At 59.0% G+C, this 18,567-nt stretch carries 17 protein-coding genes and 1 pseudogene; 11 read left to right on the top strand and 7 right to left on the bottom strand.

Features of this window, described 5'->3' with window-relative positions; genetic code table 11:
• Window positions 1-40: 40 nt before the first annotated feature.
• From ENGE1_RS11070 to ENGE1_RS11040, 7 genes are all read left to right on the top strand, one after another.
• Complete coding sequence (locus ENGE1_RS11070; RefSeq protein WP_045290966.1) at window positions 41-751, top strand: TerC family protein; 711 nt, start codon at window positions 41-43, stop codon at window positions 749-751.
• Window positions 752-879: 128 nt separating this feature from the next.
• Window positions 880-1,098 carry a YgdI/YgdR family lipoprotein gene (locus ENGE1_RS11065; RefSeq protein WP_043082183.1) on the top strand — a complete coding sequence of 73 codons (219 nt, stop codon included), beginning with the start codon at window positions 880-882 and terminating at the stop codon, window positions 1,096-1,098.
• A 141-nt stretch (window positions 1,099-1,239) separates the two neighbouring features.
• Window positions 1,240-2,280 carry an NADP(H)-dependent aldo-keto reductase gene (locus ENGE1_RS11060; RefSeq protein ID WP_048253403.1) on the top strand — a complete coding sequence of 347 codons (1,041 nt, stop codon included), beginning with the start codon at window positions 1,240-1,242 and terminating at the stop codon, window positions 2,278-2,280.
• A gap of 279 nt (window positions 2,281-2,559) precedes the next feature.
• Complete coding sequence (locus ENGE1_RS11055) at window positions 2,560-3,615, top strand: cyclase family protein (RefSeq protein WP_064360616.1); 1,056 nt, start codon at window positions 2,560-2,562, stop codon at window positions 3,613-3,615.
• Between the two features lie 12 nt (window positions 3,616-3,627).
• Window positions 3,628-4,332, top strand: coding sequence for an SDR family oxidoreductase (locus ENGE1_RS11050; RefSeq protein WP_043082180.1), 705 nt, complete (start codon window positions 3,628-3,630; stop codon window positions 4,330-4,332).
• Between the two features lie 5 nt (window positions 4,333-4,337).
• A complete protein-coding gene (locus ENGE1_RS11045) occupies window positions 4,338-5,282 on the top strand; it encodes a 3-hydroxyacyl-CoA dehydrogenase (RefSeq protein WP_048273376.1) in 945 nt (314 codons plus the stop codon).
• Window positions 5,283-5,345: 63 nt separating this feature from the next.
• Window positions 5,346-6,683 carry a short-chain fatty acid transporter gene (locus ENGE1_RS11040; RefSeq protein WP_048253406.1) on the top strand — a complete coding sequence of 446 codons (1,338 nt, stop codon included), beginning with the start codon at window positions 5,346-5,348 and terminating at the stop codon, window positions 6,681-6,683.
• Between the two features lie 44 nt (window positions 6,684-6,727).
• Here ENGE1_RS11040 and lplT read toward each other — a convergent pair whose 3' ends face one another.
• Both lplT and aas read right to left on the bottom strand, forming a co-directional pair.
• Complete coding sequence (gene lplT, locus ENGE1_RS11035) at window positions 6,728-7,918, bottom strand: lysophospholipid transporter LplT (protein ID WP_048253407.1); 1,191 nt, start codon at window positions 7,916-7,918, stop codon at window positions 6,728-6,730.
• Window positions 7,911-10,070 carry a bifunctional acyl-ACP--phospholipid O-acyltransferase/long-chain-fatty-acid--ACP ligase gene (gene aas / locus ENGE1_RS11030; RefSeq protein ID WP_048253408.1) on the bottom strand — a complete coding sequence of 720 codons (2,160 nt, stop codon included), beginning with the start codon at window positions 10,068-10,070 and terminating at the stop codon, window positions 7,911-7,913. The genes lplT and aas overlap by 8 nt, the downstream gene beginning before the upstream one ends.
• 625 nt (window positions 10,071-10,695) lie before the next feature.
• On the opposite strand from aas, the gene galR reads away from it, so the two are divergent.
• Window positions 10,696-11,718 carry an HTH-type transcriptional regulator GalR gene (gene galR / locus ENGE1_RS11025; protein WP_048253409.1) on the top strand — a complete coding sequence of 341 codons (1,023 nt, stop codon included), beginning with the start codon at window positions 10,696-10,698 and terminating at the stop codon, window positions 11,716-11,718.
• Here galR and ENGE1_RS11020 read toward each other — a convergent pair.
• Window positions 11,700-12,152, bottom strand: coding sequence for a GNAT family N-acetyltransferase (locus ENGE1_RS11020; protein ID WP_048253410.1), 453 nt, complete (start codon window positions 12,150-12,152; stop codon window positions 11,700-11,702). The two genes, galR and ENGE1_RS11020, sit on opposite strands and share 19 nt — an antisense overlap.
• Before the next feature lie 212 nt (window positions 12,153-12,364).
• On the opposite strand from ENGE1_RS11020, the gene ENGE1_RS11015 reads away from it, so the two are divergent.
• Window positions 12,365-13,399, top strand: coding sequence for a LacI family DNA-binding transcriptional regulator (locus ENGE1_RS11015; RefSeq protein ID WP_043082172.1), 1,035 nt, complete (start codon window positions 12,365-12,367; stop codon window positions 13,397-13,399).
• Here the strand turns inward: ENGE1_RS11015 and lysA are convergent.
• Window positions 13,369-14,631, bottom strand: a complete 1,263-nt coding sequence (gene lysA, locus ENGE1_RS11010; protein ID WP_048253411.1) for a diaminopimelate decarboxylase — start codon at window positions 14,629-14,631, stop codon at window positions 13,369-13,371. The two genes, ENGE1_RS11015 and lysA, sit on opposite strands and share 31 nt — an antisense overlap.
• Before the next feature lie 120 nt (window positions 14,632-14,751).
• On the opposite strand from lysA, the gene ENGE1_RS11005 reads away from it, so the two are divergent.
• Window positions 14,752-15,687: a LysR family transcriptional regulator gene (locus ENGE1_RS11005; protein WP_048253412.1), complete on the top strand. Its 936-nt coding sequence runs from the start codon at window positions 14,752-14,754 to the stop codon at window positions 15,685-15,687.
• Here ENGE1_RS11005 and ENGE1_RS11000 read toward each other — a convergent pair.
• The 3 genes from ENGE1_RS11000 to kduI form a co-directional block, all read right to left on the bottom strand.
• On the bottom strand, window positions 15,674-16,366 hold the full coding sequence (locus ENGE1_RS11000; protein ID WP_048253413.1) for an aspartate/glutamate racemase: 693 nt from the start codon (window positions 16,364-16,366) through the stop codon (window positions 15,674-15,676). The genes ENGE1_RS11005 and ENGE1_RS11000 overlap by 14 nt on opposite strands.
• Before the next feature lie 72 nt (window positions 16,367-16,438).
• Window positions 16,439-17,200, bottom strand: coding sequence for a 2-dehydro-3-deoxy-D-gluconate 5-dehydrogenase KduD (gene kduD, locus ENGE1_RS10995; protein WP_043082168.1), 762 nt, complete (start codon window positions 17,198-17,200; stop codon window positions 16,439-16,441).
• Between the two features lie 59 nt (window positions 17,201-17,259).
• Entirely contained in the window at window positions 17,260-18,096 is an 837-nt protein-coding gene (gene kduI / locus ENGE1_RS10990; RefSeq protein ID WP_048253414.1) for a 5-dehydro-4-deoxy-D-glucuronate isomerase, read from the bottom strand.
• Between the two features lie 247 nt (window positions 18,097-18,343).
• On the opposite strand from kduI, the pseudogene ENGE1_RS10985 reads away from it, so the two are divergent.
• Window positions 18,344-18,567: pseudogene (locus ENGE1_RS10985) on the top strand (hypothetical protein); the annotation flags it as partial.

Raw genomic sequence — 18,567 nt, 5'->3', positions numbered from 1 at the left:
CGCCTATAATCAACGTTTTGCATTTTTGGCAGGACTTACAATGTTTGCATGGATAACCGATCCCAACGCCTGGATGGCGCTTGGCACCCTGACGATCCTTGAGATCGTTCTCGGCATCGACAATATTATTTTTCTCTCGCTGGTGGTGGCGAAGCTGCCTGCCGCGCAGCGCAACGCCGCGCGCAGACTCGGCCTGCTGGGGGCGATGATCATGCGCCTGGCGCTGCTGGCCTCGATTGCCTGGGTGGCGAAACTGACCACGCCGCTGTTTTCTCTCTTCGGCCACGCCTTTTCCGCACGCGATCTGATCCTGCTGCTGGGCGGGCTGTTTCTTATCTGGAAAGCCTGTAAGGAAATACACGAGACAATCGAAGGTGAAGAAGAGGGAATGGAAACCAACGTTCACTCATTTCTCGGCGCCATCGTCCAGATTATGCTGCTGGATATTATTTTCAGCCTCGACTCGGTTATTACCGCCGTGGGTCTCTCCGACCATCTGTTTATTATGATGGCGGCAGTAGTGATCGCCGTGGGGATAATGATGTTTGCCGCCCGCCCTATCGGCGAGTTCGTTGACCGCCACCCGTCGGTGAAGATGCTGGCGCTGGCGTTCCTGATCCTGGTGGGCTTTACGCTTATCCTCGAAAGCTACGGCATCCACGTGCCGAAAGGCTATATCTATTTTGCGATGTTCTTCTCTATTGTGGTTGAGAGCCTCAACCTGCTGCGAAACAAAAAGAATCCTCTGTAAACACTTTGTAGCCCTTATTTGAGGGCTACTGCACACTCTTTTCAGATTTTGCCCCTTTTTACTTATCGCTCAGTACGGTATTACTAGTATATAAAGAAGGCGCGGCGCTATTTTACAGAGGTATAACGATGAAAAAATGGGGAGTATTAATTTCTGCAGTAGGACTGGCCTTCGCGGTTTCAGGTTGCAGCAGCGACTACGTGATGGCGACGAAAGACGGTCGCATGATCCTTACCGACGGCAAACCCGAAGTTGACGATGATACCGGGCTGATTAGCTACGAAGACCAGCAGGGCAATACCCTGCAGATCAACCGGGATGAAGTGTCGCAAATCATTAAACGCTAAAACGGAAATAAGGTCAGCCACGCTGGCCTTTTTTATCATTTCTGCTTCCGCTTTCTCTACGCATCTGCCATGTTTATAGTCCTTTGTCGGACGCCTGAGCGCCTGACGTTGTTGATATAAATAAGGATAAGGAAGGCGGCTATGCACTATCACCGTATCCCCCACAGCTCGCTGGAAATCAGCACTCTCGGGCTTGGCACTATGACGTTTGGTGAACAAAACAGCGAAGCCGACGCCCACGCCCAGCTTGATTACGCGGTATCTGAAGGCATTAACCTGATTGATGTCGCCGAGATGTATCCCGTCCCGCCGCGCCCGGAAACCCAGGGGCTGACGGAAACCTACGTCGGCAACTGGCTGGCGAAGCGCGGCAGCCGCGAAAAGCTGGTTATCGCCTCGAAGGTCAGCGGCCCGTCGCGTAATAACGATGCCGGCATTCGCCCCAATCAGGCGCTGGACAGAAAAAACATCCGCGACGCCCTGCACAGCAGCCTGACGCGCCTGCAGACCGATTATCTCGATCTCTATCAGGTGCACTGGCCGCAGCGAGCCACCAACTGCTTCGGCAAGCTGGGCTATGAGTGGACCGAATCGCAGCCGGTGATCACCCTTCTGGAGACCCTGGAAGCGCTGGCGGAATTTCAGCGGGCGGGAAAAATCCGCTACATCGGCGTATCAAACGAGACCGCCTTCGGCGTGATGCGCTATCTGCACCTCGCGGACAAGCACGATCTGCCGCGCATCGTCACCATTCAGAACCCCTACAGCCTGCTGAACCGCAGCTATGAGGTCGGCCTGGCCGAGGTGAGTCAGTATGAAGGCGTGGAGCTGCTGGCCTACTCCTGCCTGGCCTTCGGCGCCCTGACCGGGAAATACCTCAACGGCGCGAAGCCCGCGGGCGCGCGCAACACGCTGTTCAGCCGCTTCACCCGCTACAGCAGCGAGCAGTCGCAGAAGGCGGTGGCCGCCTATGTCGAGATTGCAAATCGCCACGGCCTCGATCCGGCGCAGATGGCGCTGGCCTTCGTCCGCCGCCAGCCGTTTGTCGCCAGCACCCTGCTGGGAGCGACGACGATGGCGCAACTGAAGACCAACGTTGAGAGCCTGCACCTGACGTTAAGCGAAGAGGTGCTGGCAGAGATAGAGGCGGCGCACCGGATTTATACGTATCCGGCGCCATAGCCCTTCTCCTTATCTCCATCTTTCCCGCAACTCGCCCTGCGCGAGTTGCGGACTCCACGCAGTCCATTCCCACCCGCAGAATGTCCTCCGGCAGGTTCTACAACCGCGATCACACTATTAACTAAAACCTATCCAGTATGGCGATAATCGCACAGAGTTTCGATTACCGCCATTGACCATTTACATATGCATAACATATCGTCAAACAAAAGCTAACTAATAGTCACTATAGAAATTAACATCCAGCACTATCCACCTCAGAATATGAAGAGGTTGTTCATGATCGCCACATCACGATGGAAAAAGCGCCCTGCAGGATCTAACTGGGGAGAATTCGGTCCCGACGATCAGCTCGGATGCCTTAACTATCTATCCCCGGATAAAGTTCTTCAGGGCATCGCTGAAGTCTGCGCCGGATTGAGTTTCTCTCTGAGCATTCCGCTAAATTACCCCGGCGGAAATACGCTGAACCCCAATAGAAACCCGCCAATACTGCGCCCTCTGCTGCGTCATGGTGAGGTTAATTACAACTGTGAAATGCACAAATTAGAGGTGGGTGCCACGGATGTGCTGAGCGACGATCTGGCCATCATTTCGCTACAGTACTCCACCCAGTGGGATGGCCTTGCCCATGCGGGCTCTCTTTTTGACACTGAGGGCGACGGCATTCCAAAAGCGGTGTATTACAACGGTTTTGCCGCCGGAAAAGATATTGTCGGCCCGGAGCGCATTGAAGATACCGGTATTCCAAAAACGCTCGACCACGGCAGCACGGCTTCGGCGTATGCGCTGGGCATTGAACATATGGCGCGTACCGCCGTCCAGAGCCGGGGTGTCATGATTGACCTGCGTGCCCACTTTGGCGATGCGCGCACACTTATCGGCTATAACGAGCTGATGTCCGTGCTGGAAAAAGATCGCATAGAAGTCACGCCAGGGGATATTGTCTGCCTGCACACCGGCTTTGCCGATCTCGTCCTTTCTATGAAGGGAAACCCCGATAAAGAGAGACTGGACGCCAGCTGTGCAGCGCTGGATGGTTCCGATCCGCATCTGCTGCAGTGGCTGACCGAAAGCAAAATTGCCGCCCTGGCCGCAGATAATTATGCCGTGGAAGCCTTTCCTGCCCGCAGCGGAGGCCACAGCTGTGCGGTACTCCCCCTTCACGAACACTGCCTGTTCAAAATCGGCCTCCATCTGGGAGAACTCTGGAATCTGACCCCACTGGCAAACTGGCTGCGAGCTCATGGCCGCTACCGCTTTTTGCTTACCGCGCCCCCGCTCGATCTTCCGGGTGCGATTGCATCGCCCCTGAATCCTGTCGCAACAGTGTAAGGAAGATAAAAAATGAAAAGTAAACCGCGCGTTTTAATTACCGGCGGCGCTAGCGGAATAGGCGCGGCCATCGCGGCGCGCTCAGCCAATGACGGTTATGAGCCCGTCATTATTGATAAAACGGGAGACGGCATTATCGCCGACCTTTCCTGCCCCAGACAAACGGCCGATGCGCTAAATAAAGCACTTGCTGACGGCCCGATTACTCGCCTGGTTAATAATGTCGGCATCGTCTGCCCTGCCCGCGCAGAAGAGCAGACCCTGGACGAACTGGAGCTCACGCTCTCGCTGAATCTTCGCTGTGCTATGCAGTGTATGCAGGCTCTTCTTCCCTCAATGCAAGAAGCGGGGTTCGGGCGCATAGTGAATATGTCGTCACGCGCTTCGCTGGGTAAAGAATTGCGTACGGCCTACGCAGCAACGAAAGCCGGTCTGATTGGCATGACCCGCGTTTGGGCGCTGGAGCTGGGAAAGCATGGCATAACAGCTAATGCCATCGGCCCTGGTCCCATTCGAACAGAGCTTTTCGATCGCGCTAACCCGCCGGATGCCCCGCAAACAAAAGCCATCATCAGCGCAGTTCCGGTCAAACGCATCGGGACCCCTGATGACGTCGCGCACGCCGTCTCCTGGATGCTGGACGTGCGCAGCGGATTTGTCACCGGCCAGATACTGTACGTCTGCGGCGGAATGACTATTGGCGCTGCGGGGGTATAAACAGCATGAATAATAACAGACCTGTCGCGATTATTGGTGCAGGCAGCATCGGCATCGCCTTTGCCCTCGTTTTTGCCCGCGCCGGATTTACGGTACATATTTACGATCCGGATGAAATAATGCGCAATAAAGCGCTGCCATCGCTACTCGCCCGTCTTGGCGATCTTGAGACCTTCTCCCTCCTCGATGAAAAGGTGGAAAGCGTGGCCGCGCGCGTGGCCGTCTTTGAAGACCAATCCCTGGCAGTGGCTTCATCCCAACTGGTCATGGAGTGCGCGCCTGAGAAAGTAGAGGTTAAGCGGCATATCTTCAGCCAGCTCGATCTTCAGACACCGGCAGATTGTATTCTCGCCAGTGCCTCCTCGGCTATTCCCGCCTCTCATTTTACAGCCTCGCTTCAGGGGCGGGAGCGCTGCCTTATCGCACATCCGGGAAATCCTCCCTACCTGATCCCCGTCATCGAGATTGTTCCTGCACCCTGGACCTCTGTACAAACCATCCGGGAAGCCATAGCACGCTTTAAAACTGCGCTGATGCATCCAGTACTGGTTCAGAAGGAGGTTGAGGGATTTATTTTTAATCGTCTGCAAGGTGCCGTATTACGCGAGGCGTACAGCCTGATACGCGACGGCGTCGCCTCTGTTGAGGATATCGATACGGTAATGACAAACGGCCTCGGGCTAAGGTGGTCAGTCATTGGGCCATTCGAAACTGCAGATCTAAATACCCGTGGTGGCATCGTGTCACATGCAGAAAAAATGGGCCCAGCCTACATGCGCATCGGCGCCGAGCGCGGAGATCGCAGCACATGGCCACCGGAGTTGGTCGCCACTGTCAACAGCGCCCGGCGCCGGGTTTTACCGCTGGAAAACTGGGAGTCGCGGGTGGCCTGGCGCGATCGTCAACTCATGGCACTTCTGCAGTTTCGAAAAAATAACAAAACCAGATAGCGAAATACATTGATGTAATTTCCAAACCATCCCCTACGCAATATCGTTTAAGGTACTTAATGTATGACAAAAATAACAAATTTTTTTACCGAATTAATGCGGCGATATTTACCCGATCCCTTTGTCTTCGCTATTCTGTTGACGCTGCTGACGATGATTCTGGCATTTGTGGTCGAGGGAGTTTCGCCGCTGCAGATTACCATGGACTGGGGCGACGGCTTCTGGAAGCTGCTAAGCTTTACTACCCAAATGGCGGTTATTCTGGCTATGGGCTATGTTCTTGCCGCTGCGCCGCTGGTAGATCGTCTACTGAACCTGATCGTCGATCGCGTGCACACTCCGCGAAAAGCCATCATTGTTGCGACCTTAATCGGCGCCGTTGGCAGCTATCTCAATTGGGGCTTTGGTCTGGTAATAGGCGGCATTGTGGCAAAAAAACTGGCCCGCAGCGTACCCGGCGTCCACTACCCCCTGATCATCGCCGCTGCCTACAGCGGGTTTACCTTTTATGGACTCGGCTTATCCGCAACGATCCCGGTGCTGATCTCTACGGAAGGACATTCGCTCCAGTCACAGATGGGGATTATTTCACTGCGAGAAACCATTTTTTCAACGCCTATCCTACTGACCTCGCTAGCGGTATTGATTACGCTGCCACTCATCAACGCCGCGCTTCATCCAAAAGCTGGCGAGAAAATTATTCCGTATAAAGAGCCTGAACAGGTGAATACACGGCGGGATAGCGTTCTGGATGCACTGCATGGAAAAAATAACTTTGCCGCCAGACTCAATCACAGTAGGGTCATTAGCTATCTTATAGGAGCACTCGGGATCGCCTATGTTATCGGACATTTTATGCAAGGTGGCGCGCTGGACTTAAATATCATCAATTACTTTATTCTGTTCCTCGGAATTATTCTGCTCGGCACGCCAATTAATTACGTCGAGAAACTCAATGAAGGCATTAAAACGATTGGCGGGATTATTCTGCAGTTTCCTTTCTATGCCGGTATAATGGCGATAATGGCGGCCTCCGGGCTAGTTAAAACAATTGCAGAGATTTTTGTCAATATATCAACCCCTGATACGCTGCCGTTCTGGGGGCTAATCAGCTCATTTTTTATCAATTTCTTTGCCCCTTCGGGTGGAGGCCACTGGGTGGTTCAGGGGCCCTTTATGATCGACGCAGCCCACTCCATGAACGCATCTCTGGCGCAAACCTCGATGTCAGTGATGCTGGGAAATGCCTGGAATGACCTTGTGCAACCCTTCTGGATCCTGCCTGCGCTAGCGATTTCAAGGCTGAAGCTACAGGACATAATGGGTTACACGGTGGTAATGATGGGATGGGTAGGAATGATATACATGGCCGCAGTCCTCATCTGGCCCCACGTAATCTGACTGATAAGCGTTGCCCCCAGAGCCTTATCCGGGGGCAATGCGCTTTACCGCCGCCCCCACCACCACAGCGCCGCAATCGCCAGCGCGAACAGTGCGCCGAAGCCGATGCCGACGCCGACTACCGGGATACCGACCATCACCGCCAGCGAGTAAAGGCCGAGCATAATCAGCATGGCGCTGTTTTCGCCGAGGTTCTGCACCGCGATGGCGTTGCCGGCGCCGACGCTGCGCTTGCCGCGCTCCTGCAGCAGGGCGTTGAGCGGCACCACGAAGAAGCCGCCGCAGACACCCAGCAGGAACAGCAGCGCGTAGGCCGGCAGCAGGGCGTGCTGTAGCGCAAAGATAATGACCACTACGCCGAGCAGGATCCCCGCCGGCATGCAGCGGGCAACGGTTTCCAGGCGAATGAGCTTCGCCGCCGCGCCTGCGCCCGCCACGATGCCGACCGCCACCATCGCGTTGAGGTAGGTCGGCGTGGCGTTATCGGTAATGCCCAGCGCCACCGGCACCCACAGCACCAGCAGGAAGCGCAGGGTCACGCCCGCGCCCCAGAACAGGCTGGTGCCCACCAGCGAGAAGCGGGTCTCCGGGTTGTACCACAGGGTTTTACAGGCGGCGAAAAAGCGGCCGGTCATCGCGCTAAACCGCCAGGACTGGCCGGGGCGCGCCGCCGGCAGCGGCGTGATAAACAGGTTGGCCACCACGGCGCCGGCGTAAACCACGGCGCAGACCACCAGCGCCGCCAGCACGTGCCAGTCGGCCAGCACGCCGCCCGCCATCGAGCCGATCAGGATGGCGGCGATGGTGGAGGACTCCATCAGGCCGTTGGCTTTCACCAGCTTGTCGCCAGTGGTCAGCTCCCCGAGGATACCGTACTTGGCGGGCGAGTAGGCCGCCGCGCCGATGCCGACCAGGATATAGCCGATAAATGGGTTAATGCCGACGCAGATCGCCGCCGCGCCTATCAGCTTCATGACGTTGGCGACCATCATCACTCTGCCTTTCGCAAAGCTGTCGGCGAACTGGCCGACAAAGGGCGCCAGGACGATGTAAGCGCCCACAAACACCATTTGCAGCACCGGCTGGCTCCAGTTGGGGTAGAACTGGGCCTTCATCAGCGCCAGGATGGCGAACAGCAGGGCATTATCGCCAAAGGCCGACAGGAACTGGGCGCAAATCACCGCCAGCATCCCCTTCGACCACAGCGAATCGTCAGTGAGTGCTAACTTACGCATCAGACTTTTCTCCCTCATCGACCATCCCCTTCAGGGTCACAAAGTCGGGCTTGCCGCTGCCCAGCAGCGGCATCTGCTTGAGGAAGCGGATATCGCGCGGTACCGCCAGCTCCGGCACGCCGCCGGCGCGCGCCTTCTGCAGCAGCTGCTCGCGGGTCAGCTCCGCGTCGGTTGTAAACAGCACCAGCGCCTCGCCTTTGCTGGCGTCCTGCTTGATCGCCGTGGCGTGCATTTTGTCCGGCGATACCGCCAGCGCCAGCTGTTCGACGGTTTCCAGCGACACCATTTCGCCGGCGATTTTGGCAAAGCGTTTGGCGCGGCCCTGGATCTGCACGAAGCCCTGCTCGTCAAAGGCCACGATATCGCCGGTATCGTACCAGCCAGCCTCCAGCTGGCCCTGCGGGTTTTCCGCCGCCGGGGCCTCAAGCACGCCGGGCTTCTCGACCCGCAGGTAGCCGTTCATGATGTTCGGCCCCTTAAGCTGCAGGCGACCGCCCTGCTCAATGCCGGGCACCGCCATCAGGCGGGCGTCCATACCGGGCAGGATGCGACCAACGGTGCCCGGCTTCGCCGCCATCGGCACGTTAATGGAGACCACCGGCGCGCATTCGGTAACGCCGTAGCCTTCGAGGATGCGCAGGCCGAACTTGTCCTGCCACAGCTGCTTCGTGCTCTCCTGCAGCTTCTCGGCGCCGGCCACCACGTAGCGCACTTTGAAGAAGTCGTAGGGATTGGCGAAGCGGGCGTAGTTGCCGAGGAAGGTTGAGGTGCCGAACAGCACGGTGCAGTTGCGGTCATAGACCAGCTCCGGGACGATGCGGTAGTGCAGCGGGCTCGGGTAGAGGAATACCTGCGCGCCGGTGAACAGCGGCGTGAACAGACCGACCGTCAGGCCAAAGGAGTGGAACAGCGGCAGGGCCGACATAAAGCGGTCCGCGGCGGTGAAGTCGGCAATGGTTTTGATCTGCTCGACGTTGGCGAGAATACTTTTATGACTGTGAACCACGCCCTTCGGATGGCCTTCCGAGCCGGAAGTGAAGAGGATAATGGCGTCATCTTCCGGCCGCTGCGGCACCTGCGCCAGGTGCGGCATCAGCAGATGGCCGAAAATCCACAGCTTGTCGGCGGCGGTGACATCGCCCTTGAGATCTTCGAGAAACACCCAGCGCACCTGGGTCAGCTGCTCCGGCAGGTGCCAGAGCTTGCCTTTATCGAGAAAGGTGCGGGAGGTAAAGATGGTTTTAATCTCAGCGGCGGTAATGGCGCTGGAGAGCCCCTTCACGCCGGCGGTATAGTTCATCATCGCCGGAATGCGGCGGCGGGCGACGGCGCCGAAAATTACCGCCGCGCTGATGCCGGCATTGGGCAGCATCAGGCCGATGCGCTCGCCGGGCTGGCTGTACTTCTCAAGAATACGCGCCACGAACAGGGTTTTGGTCAGCAGCTTGCGGTAGCTGTCCGGCTGGAAGTTGATGTCTTCGACGCAGGGCTTGCGATCGCCGAAGCGGTACTGGGCCGACAGCAGCGCTTCGTACAGCGTCTCGCGCGGGCGCACCGCCATCCGGGCTTCCATCATAATCTGGTGCAGCATTTCGCCGGCGATGCGGCGGCGGTCCCTGGCGCGGGGCGCATCCGGCATCGGCAGCTGGGTCGGAGGCAGTAAATGCAGGGAGATGCGCGGGAACAGGCGGCGCTTGACCAGCCCCTTGAGGCGGCTGGCGAAGGTCAGCTCGGCGCCTTCAATACGCAGCGGCACGACGGTCGCCTGCGATTTCGCCGCCACAAAGGCGGCGCCGTCATAAATTTTCATCAGCGAGCCGGAAACCGTAATGCGCCCTTCCGGGAAAATCACCACCGGGCGCCCCTGGTCCACCAGCCGCACCAGGTGCTTGATAGACATCGGCTTAGTCGGATCGAGCGGGACGAAATCAATCAGCGGCTTTACTGCCCGCATAAACCACTTCTCGCTGATTGAGGTATAGACCGCAAACACCGGGCGGCCGGGCAGGAACAGCGCCAGCAGCATCCCGTCAAGAAAGGAGACGTGGTTGGGGGTAATCAGGACTTTCGGCAGCCTGAGCGCATCCGTATCGCCCGTGAGCCTGACGCGGAACATGGCTTTGAAAAGCAATCGAAAAAATCCAATAAGCATATCAACTCCGTTTGGCGTAAAGAGAGTTGAGGCAGAGTACATGAGATAACGGGGGAAAGCAGTGCAAACACAGATTTTTCAGACAAAAAAAACCTGCGCATCTGCGCAGGTCGGTGTAAGTGAAAGTACGGCAGCCGTACCTGAGAAATTCACCTATCAATACCTCTGGGACCTTGATTGTGGCGGCTCGCGTCGGCAACGACCAGCCTGAAAACGCAAAGGAGTGAAGCGAAATGCAACGGCGTATTTCGAAAGCGGACAGTTGTTACATCCCTGAATTTCAGGCAAAAAAAACCTGCGCATCTGCGCAGGTTGGTGTAATTGTGGTTGTCACCCCATCTGGAGGACATCACCTATCAATACCTCTGGGATAATCAGAGTAACAACCTGGCAACTTTCGCCTCCAGCGAACATTCGCAACAGCCCTTCGCAAAGTGTAACCAAAGGTTTGGATTCACCTTTTTCATTATTACTTTTTCGGGTAACGGCAGTGTAACGACCCCGCGTCAGGACGTACACCTCATCACAAAAGCGTAAACAGGTTGCGCGACAAGCCTTGAACAGCGCGGGCTTTTGCCTGAAACTATATTTGTGTAAACGTTTTCCCCTGACGAAGAAGGCAACGATGGCGACGATTAAGGATGTAGCGCGACTGGCGGGCGTTTCGGTGGCAACCGTATCCCGGGTGATCAACCACTCCCCCAAGGCCAGCGACGCATCACGCCAGGCCGTATTCTCGGCGATGGCGTCGCTCAACTACCATCCCAACGCCAACGCCCGGGCGCTGGCCCAGCAGTCCACCGAAACCGTTGGCCTGATTGTCGGCGACGTCTCCGATCCTTTCTTCGGCGCAATGGTCAAGGCCGTCGAGCAGGTGGCCTACAATACGGGCAATTTTTTGCTGATCGGCAACGGCTATCACAGCGAACACAAAGAGCGCCAGGCCATTGAACAGCTGATCCGCCACCGCTGCGCGGCGCTGGTGGTGCACGCCAAAGTCATGGCCGATGATGAGCTGGCGGGGCTGATGAAGCAGATCCCCGGCATGGTGCTGATCAACCGCATCCTGCCGGGCTTTGAGAAGCGCTGCGTCGCGCTGGACGACCGCTACGGCGCGTGGCTTGCCACCCGCCACCTGATTCAGCAGGGACACACGCGCATCGGCTACCTCTGCTCGAACCACGCCATCTCCGATGCCGAAGACCGGCTACAGGGCTACTACGACGCGCTAAAAGAGAGCGGCCTGCCCTGCAACGAGCGGCTGGTGACCTTTGCCGAACCCGACGAGAGCGGCGGCGAACAGGCGATGACCGAACTGCTGGGGCGCGGCAAAAACTTCACCGCGGTGGCCTGCTACAACGACTCCATGGCCGCAGGCGCGATGGGCGTGCTTAACGATAACGGCATCGACGTGCCGGGCGAGATCTCGCTGATTGGCTTCGATGACGTGCTGATCTCGCGCTATGTGCGTCCGCGCCTGACCACCGTGCGCTATCCGATCGTTACCATGGCGACCCAGGCCGCCGAGCTGGCGCTGGCGCTGGCAGAGAACCGCCCGCTGCCCGAGGTCACTCATCTCTTTAGCCCGACGCTGGTGCGCCGCCACTCGGTAAGCGCCCTGGCCGACGATCAGAGCGCGCAGCGGTAGAGGTGCACCCGGGTGGCGGGAAACTCAATGCCGTCGCCGATGTGCTGCCAGCCGAAGCGCTCATAAAACCCCACGCAGGCGGAGTAGAGATGCAGCGACGGGTAGCCCTTCTCCCGGGCATACTGCTTAACGTGCTCCTGGAGCATCCCCGCCAGCCCCTGCCCGCGCGCCGCTTCTTCAACGTAAAGGGCCGCCAGCCAGGGATAGAGATCCTGACGGCTTATCAGATCGCAGCGCCACAGCCCGACGGTGGCCAGCGCCCGCTCCCCGTCGGTCAATACAAAAGTCAGCGGCAGCGCATCGGGGCACTGGCTGTGCTCAACGATGCTGGCAAAAAATTCGCGCGGCATGGCGACGCCGCCAAACGCCTGCCAGAGCCAGTCCGTGATCTGTCTGGCGTGGTGGGGAACTTCATACAGCGGTTGGATCTTCACATCTAATTTCTCTGAATAGGCAGGCGAACATTTTTTCGGCGGCGAGAATATAGCAAAGTTTGCCCCCCGGCTGGAATACCGCAGTTTGTAGGCCTTTTCGGGGCTTTCTCCACAAATCGTGATCGCCGCGATTATTTGACGTCAACGCCGCCGGATATGCCCTTGAATCTCTGTGATAAACTGCAGTTATTATCTGACATCAGGAAATGACAATGGCAACTATGCTCGATGTTTCACTGCGCGCCGGCGTCTCAAAAGCCACTGTCTCCCGCGTGCTCAACGGAACCGGCCAGGTTAAGGAGAGCACCCGAAAGCAGGTATTTAAGGCGATGGAGGAGCTGGGATACCGGCCCAATTTTCTCGCCCGCTCGCTGGCGAACCGCACCAGCAACAGCATCGGCCTGGTGGTCTCCACCTTTGACGGCTTCTACTTTGGCCGCCTGCTGCAGCAGGCGTCGCGCCAGACCGAGAGCTACGGCAAGCAGCTGATCGTGACCGACGGCCACGACATTCCCGGGCACGAAGAGCGGGCAGTGCAGATGCTCGCCGACCGCCAGTGCGACGCTATCGTGCTCTACACCCGCTTTATGAGCGAAAAGGCGATCATGGCGCTGATTGACGCCGTGCCGATGCCGCTGGTGGTGATCAACCGCGACGTCAGCCAGGCCCGCGAGCGCTGCGTATTTTTCGAGCAGCAGGATGCCGCATTTCAGGCCGTGGAGTACCTGATTAGCCAGGGCCACCGCGATATCGCCTGCCTGACCGTGCCGATTCATACGCCCACCGGCAAGGCGCGCCTGGCGGGCTACCGCCAGGCGCTGGAGAAACACGGCATCACGTGGGATCCGCGCAGAGTCAAATATGGCGATGCCGGAATGACCCGCGGGTATGAGCTGTGCAAAGAGCTGCTGCGGGAGAAGGTCCGCTTTAGCGCGCTGTTTGCCTGCAATGACGATATGGCGCTGGGCGCCTCAAAGGCGCTGTACCGGGCGGGGCTGCGTATTCCGCAGGACGTGTCGCTGTTCGGCTTTGACGACGCCCCCAGCGCCCGGTGGCTGGAGCCGGGGCTGTCGTCGGTCTATCTGCCCATCGACAGCATGATAACCACCGCCATCGATCAGGCCATTAAGCTTGCTTCAGGTGAGGCTATCGAGGCCATTCCCCCTTTTACCGGCAAGCTGGTGCTGCGCGAATCGGTCACCCGCGGGCCGTTTTATCAGAACAGCTCCAGCGACAGCAGTTCCTGAATGGTCTGGCGGCGGCGGATAAGCCGCGCCTTGCCGCCGTCAAACAGCACTTCCGGCAGCAGCGGGCGGCTGTTGTAGTTAGAGGACATTGACGCCCCGTAGGCGCCGGTATCGTGCAGCACCAGATAGTCTCCCGGCACCACCGGCGGCAGGGTGCGCGTTTCCACGGTGCCGCCCTCCAGCTGAGTGAAGACGTCCCCGGACTCGCACAGCGGCCCGGCCACCACGCACTCCACCGCCGGTTCCCCGTCCAGATCGCGCCCGTCGCCCGCCAGGGCGCTGATGTGGTGATAGCTGCCGTACATCGCCGGACGCATCAGGTCGTTAAACCCGGCGTCGATCAGCACGAAGCGGCGGCTGCCCATCGCCTTGACGCTGCGCACCTGGGCGACCAGCACGCCGGACTCCGCCACCAGAAAGCGCCCCGGTTCAATTTCCAGCTTCACCGGATGACCGAGGTGCTTCGCCACCTGCTCGCGCGCCGCGTTCCACAGGCCGTAGTAGTGATCGGTATTGATCGCCTCCTCGCCGTAGCGGTAGGGGATCGACAGCCCGCCGCCCGCCGAGATCGCCTCAAGATCCTGGCCAAACTCCACCACCTGGCGCACCATCGCGCCGCACACCTGCTCAAGGTGGCCGTAATCTACGCCGGAGCCGATGTGCATATGGATCCCCACCAGCCGCTGGCCGTAGCGCTGCATCACCGCCAGGGCAGCGGGCAGATCGCTGTGCCAGATGCCGTGCTTGCTGTTTTCGCCGCCGGTATTGGTCTTCTGGCTGTGGCCGTGGCCGAAGCCGGGGTTGACCCGCAGCCAGACGCGGTGGCCCGGCGAGACGGCGCCGAGCTGGGCCAGCATATCGACCGAACCGGCGTTGACCGCAATATTCAGCTCTTTCACCCTGGCAATCGTCGCGTCATCAATCAGGTCGGCGGTAAAGACGATATCGTCCGGATGATTCAGCGGATCGTAGCCCGCCGCCAGCGCGCGCTCAATTTCCCCCAGCGATACCGAATCGACCTTCACGCCCTGCTCGCGCATCAGGCGCAGAATGTGGATATTGGAGCACGCCTTCTGGGCGAAGCGCACCACCTCGAACTGCGCCAGTTTGGCAATCTGCTGGCGGATGATCTGCGCATCGTAGACCCACACCGGGCAGCCGAATTCGGCGGGCAGGCGCAGCAGGTTGGCGGCGTTGAGATCGGTATCGGTACTGTCGAGCGGGCGTGGCATGGTGAACTCCGGTTATCAGGCTTTTGTCTGATTACGCCACAGCGCGCAGCGAATAAAAAATATCGTTTTATTGCCACTTCATGCAAAATTGATATAGATAACCCGACAAAAGGATCTGCTATGCCCGCGGTGAACCTGCGCCAGATAGAGATTTTCCACGCGGTCATGACCACCGGCAACGTCACTGCCGCCGCCGCAATGCTCAACACCTCCCAGCCCACCGTCAGCCGGGAGCTGGCGCGCTTTGAGAAGCTGCTGGGGCTGACGCTGTTTGAGCGCAGCCGGGGCCGCCTGCATCCGACAGTGCAGGGGCTGCGGCTGTTTGAGGAGGTACAGCGATCCTGGTACGGCCTGGACCGCATCGTCAGCGCGGCGCAGGGGCTGCGCGAGTTTCGCCAGGGCGAGCTGTCGGTGGTCTGCCTGCCGGTATTTTCACAGTCGTTTCTGCCCGCTCTGCTGCCGCCGTTCCTCGCCCGCTATCCCGACGTCAGCCTGCAGGTTGTGCCCCAGGAGTCGCCGCTGCTGGAGGAGTGGCTCTCCGCCCAGCGCCACGATCTGGGGCTGACCGAGACCCAGCATACGCCGCCGGGCACCGAGCGCACGCCGCTGCTGGCGCTCAATGAAGTGTGCGTCCTGCCCGAGGGGCATCCGCTGGCGCACAAGGCGGTGCTGACGCCGCAGGATTTCGAAGGTGAGCGCTACATCAGCCTGTCGCGCACCGACAGCTACCGCCAGCTTCTGGACGGGCTGTTCAGCGAGCACGGCGTGAAAAGAAGGCTGGCGATTGAGACCCACAGCGCGGCGTCGATCTGCGCGATGGTGCGGGCCGGGGCCGGCATATCGGTGGTGAATCCCTTTACCGCCCTCGACTACGCCGGCAGCGGCGTCGCCGTCCGCCGCTTCAGCATCGACGTGCCGTTTACCGTCAGCCTCATCCGCCCCCTGCACCGGCCGGCCTCGGCGCTGGTGGACGCCTTTGCCGCCCACCTGCAGGCGAGTCTTCCGATCATTACCCAACCGCTGGAGGCGATACTCAACGCGGTCAGGAGAGCATAAAGTCCACCGCGTCGGCGGCGTGCAGCGCGGCGGTATCAAACACCGGCAGCGGGCTCATCTCTGCCGGCACCAGCAGGCCGATTTCGGTACAGCCGAAAATCACGCCCTCAGCGCCCTGCGCCGCCAGCCGGGAGATCACCTGCAGGTAATAATCGCGGGACGTATCGCTGAAGGTGCCGAGGCACAGCTCGTCAAAGATTATCTGGTTGATGCGGGCCCTGTCGCCGGCGTCGGGGATCGGGCTGCTGATGCCAAACTGCTGCTCCAGCCGCCCGCGGTAAAAATCCTGCTCCATGGTATAGCGGGTGCCCAGCAGCGCGACGTTTTTTAGGCCCTGCTTCTCAATAGCCCGCCCGGTCGCGTCGGCGATGTGCAGAAACGGCACCCGGCAGCGGGCCTCAATCGGCGCCGCCACTTTGTGCATGGTGTTGGTACAGAGCACGATCCCCTCGGCACCGATGCGTTCAAGATCCGCCGCCGCCTGCGCGAGGATTTCGCCCGCTTTATCCCACTCGCCCGAGGCCTGGCAGGCCTCAATTTCGTGGAAGTCGACGCTGTGCAGCAGGATTTTTGCCGAGTGCAGCCCGCCCAGGCGCTGCTTAATGCCTTCGTTAATCAGCCGGTAGTAGGGGATGGTGGATTCCCAGCTCATGCCGCCAAGTAAACCGATCGTTTTCATGCTCTCTGCTCCGCAATAAGGTTTTTCTACAGTGAAACAGAGATGAGCGGCATTTACTACCCGCCGGTGGCGTCAGCGGGCCAGCCAGCCGCCGTCGACGGCAATGGTGTAACCGTTGACGTAATCGGATGCAGCAGAGGCCAGAAAGACGATCGGACCTTTCAGATCGTCCGGCACTCCCCAGCGCCCGGCCGGAATGCGGTCGAGGATCTCCGCGCTGCGCTGCTCGTCGGCGCGCAGCTGCTCGGTGTTGTTAGTGGTCATATAGCCCGGCGCGATGGCGTTGACGTTGATGCCGTGCTGCGCCCACTCGTTGGCCAAAAGCCGGGTAAGGCCCATCACGCCGCTTTTCGATGTCGTATAGGAGGGCACGCGGATGCCGCCCTGGAACGAGAGCATTGAGGCGATATTAATGATTTTGCCGCCGCTGCCCTGTTTAATGAACTGCTTCGCCACCGCCTGGGAGAGGAAGAACAGGGTCTTCACGTTGACGTTCATGACGTCGTCCCAGTCCGCTTCGCTAAACTCCAGCGCATCCTGGCGGCGGATCAGCCCGGCGTTGTTGACCAGGATATCAATATGGCCGAACTCATCCACCGCCTGCTTCAGCAGCTGCGGGATGCCGTCCGTACTGCGCAGATCGGCGCTGAGGCTCAGAAAGCGGCGGCCCAGCGCCTCGACTTTTGCAGCGGTTTCCGCCGGCTCAGAGCGGTTAATGCCTACGATATCGCAACCCGCCTCCGCCAGGCCGACGGCCATCCCCTGCCCCAGCCCGGTATTGCATCCGGTGACCACCGCGACTTTACCCGCCAGAGAAAATGCATCGAGGATCATAGTCATTCCTTATTGAGTTGGCGCCCGCGCGCGGCGGGCGGGTAACGAAGTGAGCGCCGCTAGCGAATATCCTTAACGGCAACGTGATCCATGTCGTCGAACACCTGGTTTTCACCGACCATGCCCCAGATAAAGGTATAGGCCTTGGTGCCGACGCCGGAGTGAATCGACCAGCTCGGGGAGATTGCCGCCTGCTCGTTGCGCATCACGATATGGCGCGTCTCCTGCGGCTGCCCCATCATGTGGAAGACGCAGGCGTCTTCGTCCATGTTGAAGTAGAAGTAGACCTCCATGCGGCGCTCGTGGGTGTGGCACGGCATGGTATTCCACAGATTGCCCGGCGCCAGTTCGGTCAGGCCCATGCTGAGCTGACAGGTCTCCAGCACGTCCGGGACAAAGTACTTATTGATGGTGCGGCGGTTGCTGGTGAGATTGTCGCCGAGCGTCACTGGCGCCACGTCGGCGGGCGTCACTTTTTTGGTCGGATAGGTGCTGTGCGCCGGGGCGCAGTTGTAGTAGAACTTCGCCGGTTTTGCGGGATCGACGCTGGCAAAAACCACCTCTTTCGCCGCCTTGCCGACGTACAGCGCATCCCGGTGGCCTATCTCATAACACTGGCCGTCAACGGTAATGCTGCCCGGCCCGCCGATATTGATAATCCCCAGCTCGCGGCGCTCCAAAAAGTAGCTGACGCCCAGCTGTTTGCCCACTTCGCCGCCGACGGCTACGGTCTTGCTCACCGGCATGACGCCGCCGACGATAATGCGGTCGATATGGCTGTAGACCATAGTATAGGTATCGGCCTCGAAGACCTTCTCCACCAGAAACTCGCGGCGCAGCCCCTGAGTGTCGAGGGCCTTTGCGTGCTCGCTATGAATGCTCTGTCTGACTTCCACGGTCACCTCCGGTCGTCATCGGATTAAAATGAAAAGCTGTTTTGGTTTTATCGTTTTCATCTTAATCGCTCACCTTCTGGCTTTCAATTAAAAATAAAACGCCGTTTTGATTATTTTACAATTCTGTATTGCTCAGCCCACCGCAGAAGGTTTAACAAAACCTGTTGCCTGACCCGCTCAAATAAAAGACAATTCACACACAAATAGTATGCCTACGATATTCCATTATTCACCAGGGCCAACATCAATGCAGAAGGACACTGCTTTCCCCGGGGACAACACCCCGCTCTCCCGCTACCGGCTCGACATCAACAACTCTTCCGTGGTCCCCGACGTCCTGCGCTTTCGCGGCCGCGACGCCCTGAGCGAGCCCTTCCGCTGGGAGATTGAGTTCACCACCGCGCAGGACAGCATCCCGCCTGAGCAGGTGCTGATGAAGTACGCCACCCTGCAGATGCGCGACGGCCGGGC

This window comes from Pluralibacter gergoviae ATCC 33028 = NBRC 105706 (assembly GCF_001598855.1).
GTDB lineage: Bacteria > Pseudomonadota > Gammaproteobacteria > Enterobacterales > Enterobacteriaceae > Pluralibacter > Pluralibacter gergoviae.
Note: the sequence above shows the minus strand (reverse complement) of the source record. Positions and strands in the feature narration are given on the sequence as shown.

Coding starts and splice junctions, on each gene's coding strand:
- aas (WP_048253408.1), bottom strand. CDS start 10,070: ATGCTTATTGGATTTTTTCGATTGCTTTTCAAAGCCATGTTCCGCGTC.
- ENGE1_RS11045 (WP_048273376.1), top strand. CDS start 4,338: ATGAATAATAACAGACCTGTCGCGATTATTGGTGCAGGCAGCATCGGC.
- ENGE1_RS11000 (WP_048253413.1), bottom strand. CDS start 16,366: ATGAAAACGATCGGTTTACTTGGCGGCATGAGCTGGGAATCCACCATC.
- ENGE1_RS11070 (WP_045290966.1), top strand. CDS start 41: ATGTTTGCATGGATAACCGATCCCAACGCCTGGATGGCGCTTGGCACC.
- ENGE1_RS11060 (WP_048253403.1), top strand. CDS start 1,240: ATGCACTATCACCGTATCCCCCACAGCTCGCTGGAAATCAGCACTCTC.
- ENGE1_RS11065 (WP_043082183.1), top strand. CDS start 880: ATGAAAAAATGGGGAGTATTAATTTCTGCAGTAGGACTGGCCTTCGCG.
- ENGE1_RS11015 (WP_043082172.1), top strand. CDS start 12,365: ATGGCAACTATGCTCGATGTTTCACTGCGCGCCGGCGTCTCAAAAGCC.
- ENGE1_RS11005 (WP_048253412.1), top strand. CDS start 14,752: ATGCCCGCGGTGAACCTGCGCCAGATAGAGATTTTCCACGCGGTCATG.
- lplT (WP_048253407.1), bottom strand. CDS start 7,918: ATGCGTAAGTTAGCACTCACTGACGATTCGCTGTGGTCGAAGGGGATG.
- ENGE1_RS11040 (WP_048253406.1), top strand. CDS start 5,346: ATGACAAAAATAACAAATTTTTTTACCGAATTAATGCGGCGATATTTA.
- ENGE1_RS11050 (WP_043082180.1), top strand. CDS start 3,628: ATGAAAAGTAAACCGCGCGTTTTAATTACCGGCGGCGCTAGCGGAATA.
- lysA (WP_048253411.1), bottom strand. CDS start 14,631: ATGCCACGCCCGCTCGACAGTACCGATACCGATCTCAACGCCGCCAAC.
- kduD (WP_043082168.1), bottom strand. CDS start 17,200: ATGATCCTCGATGCATTTTCTCTGGCGGGTAAAGTCGCGGTGGTCACC.
- galR (WP_048253409.1), top strand. CDS start 10,696: ATGGCGACGATTAAGGATGTAGCGCGACTGGCGGGCGTTTCGGTGGCA.
- ENGE1_RS11055 (WP_064360616.1), top strand. CDS start 2,560: ATGATCGCCACATCACGATGGAAAAAGCGCCCTGCAGGATCTAACTGG.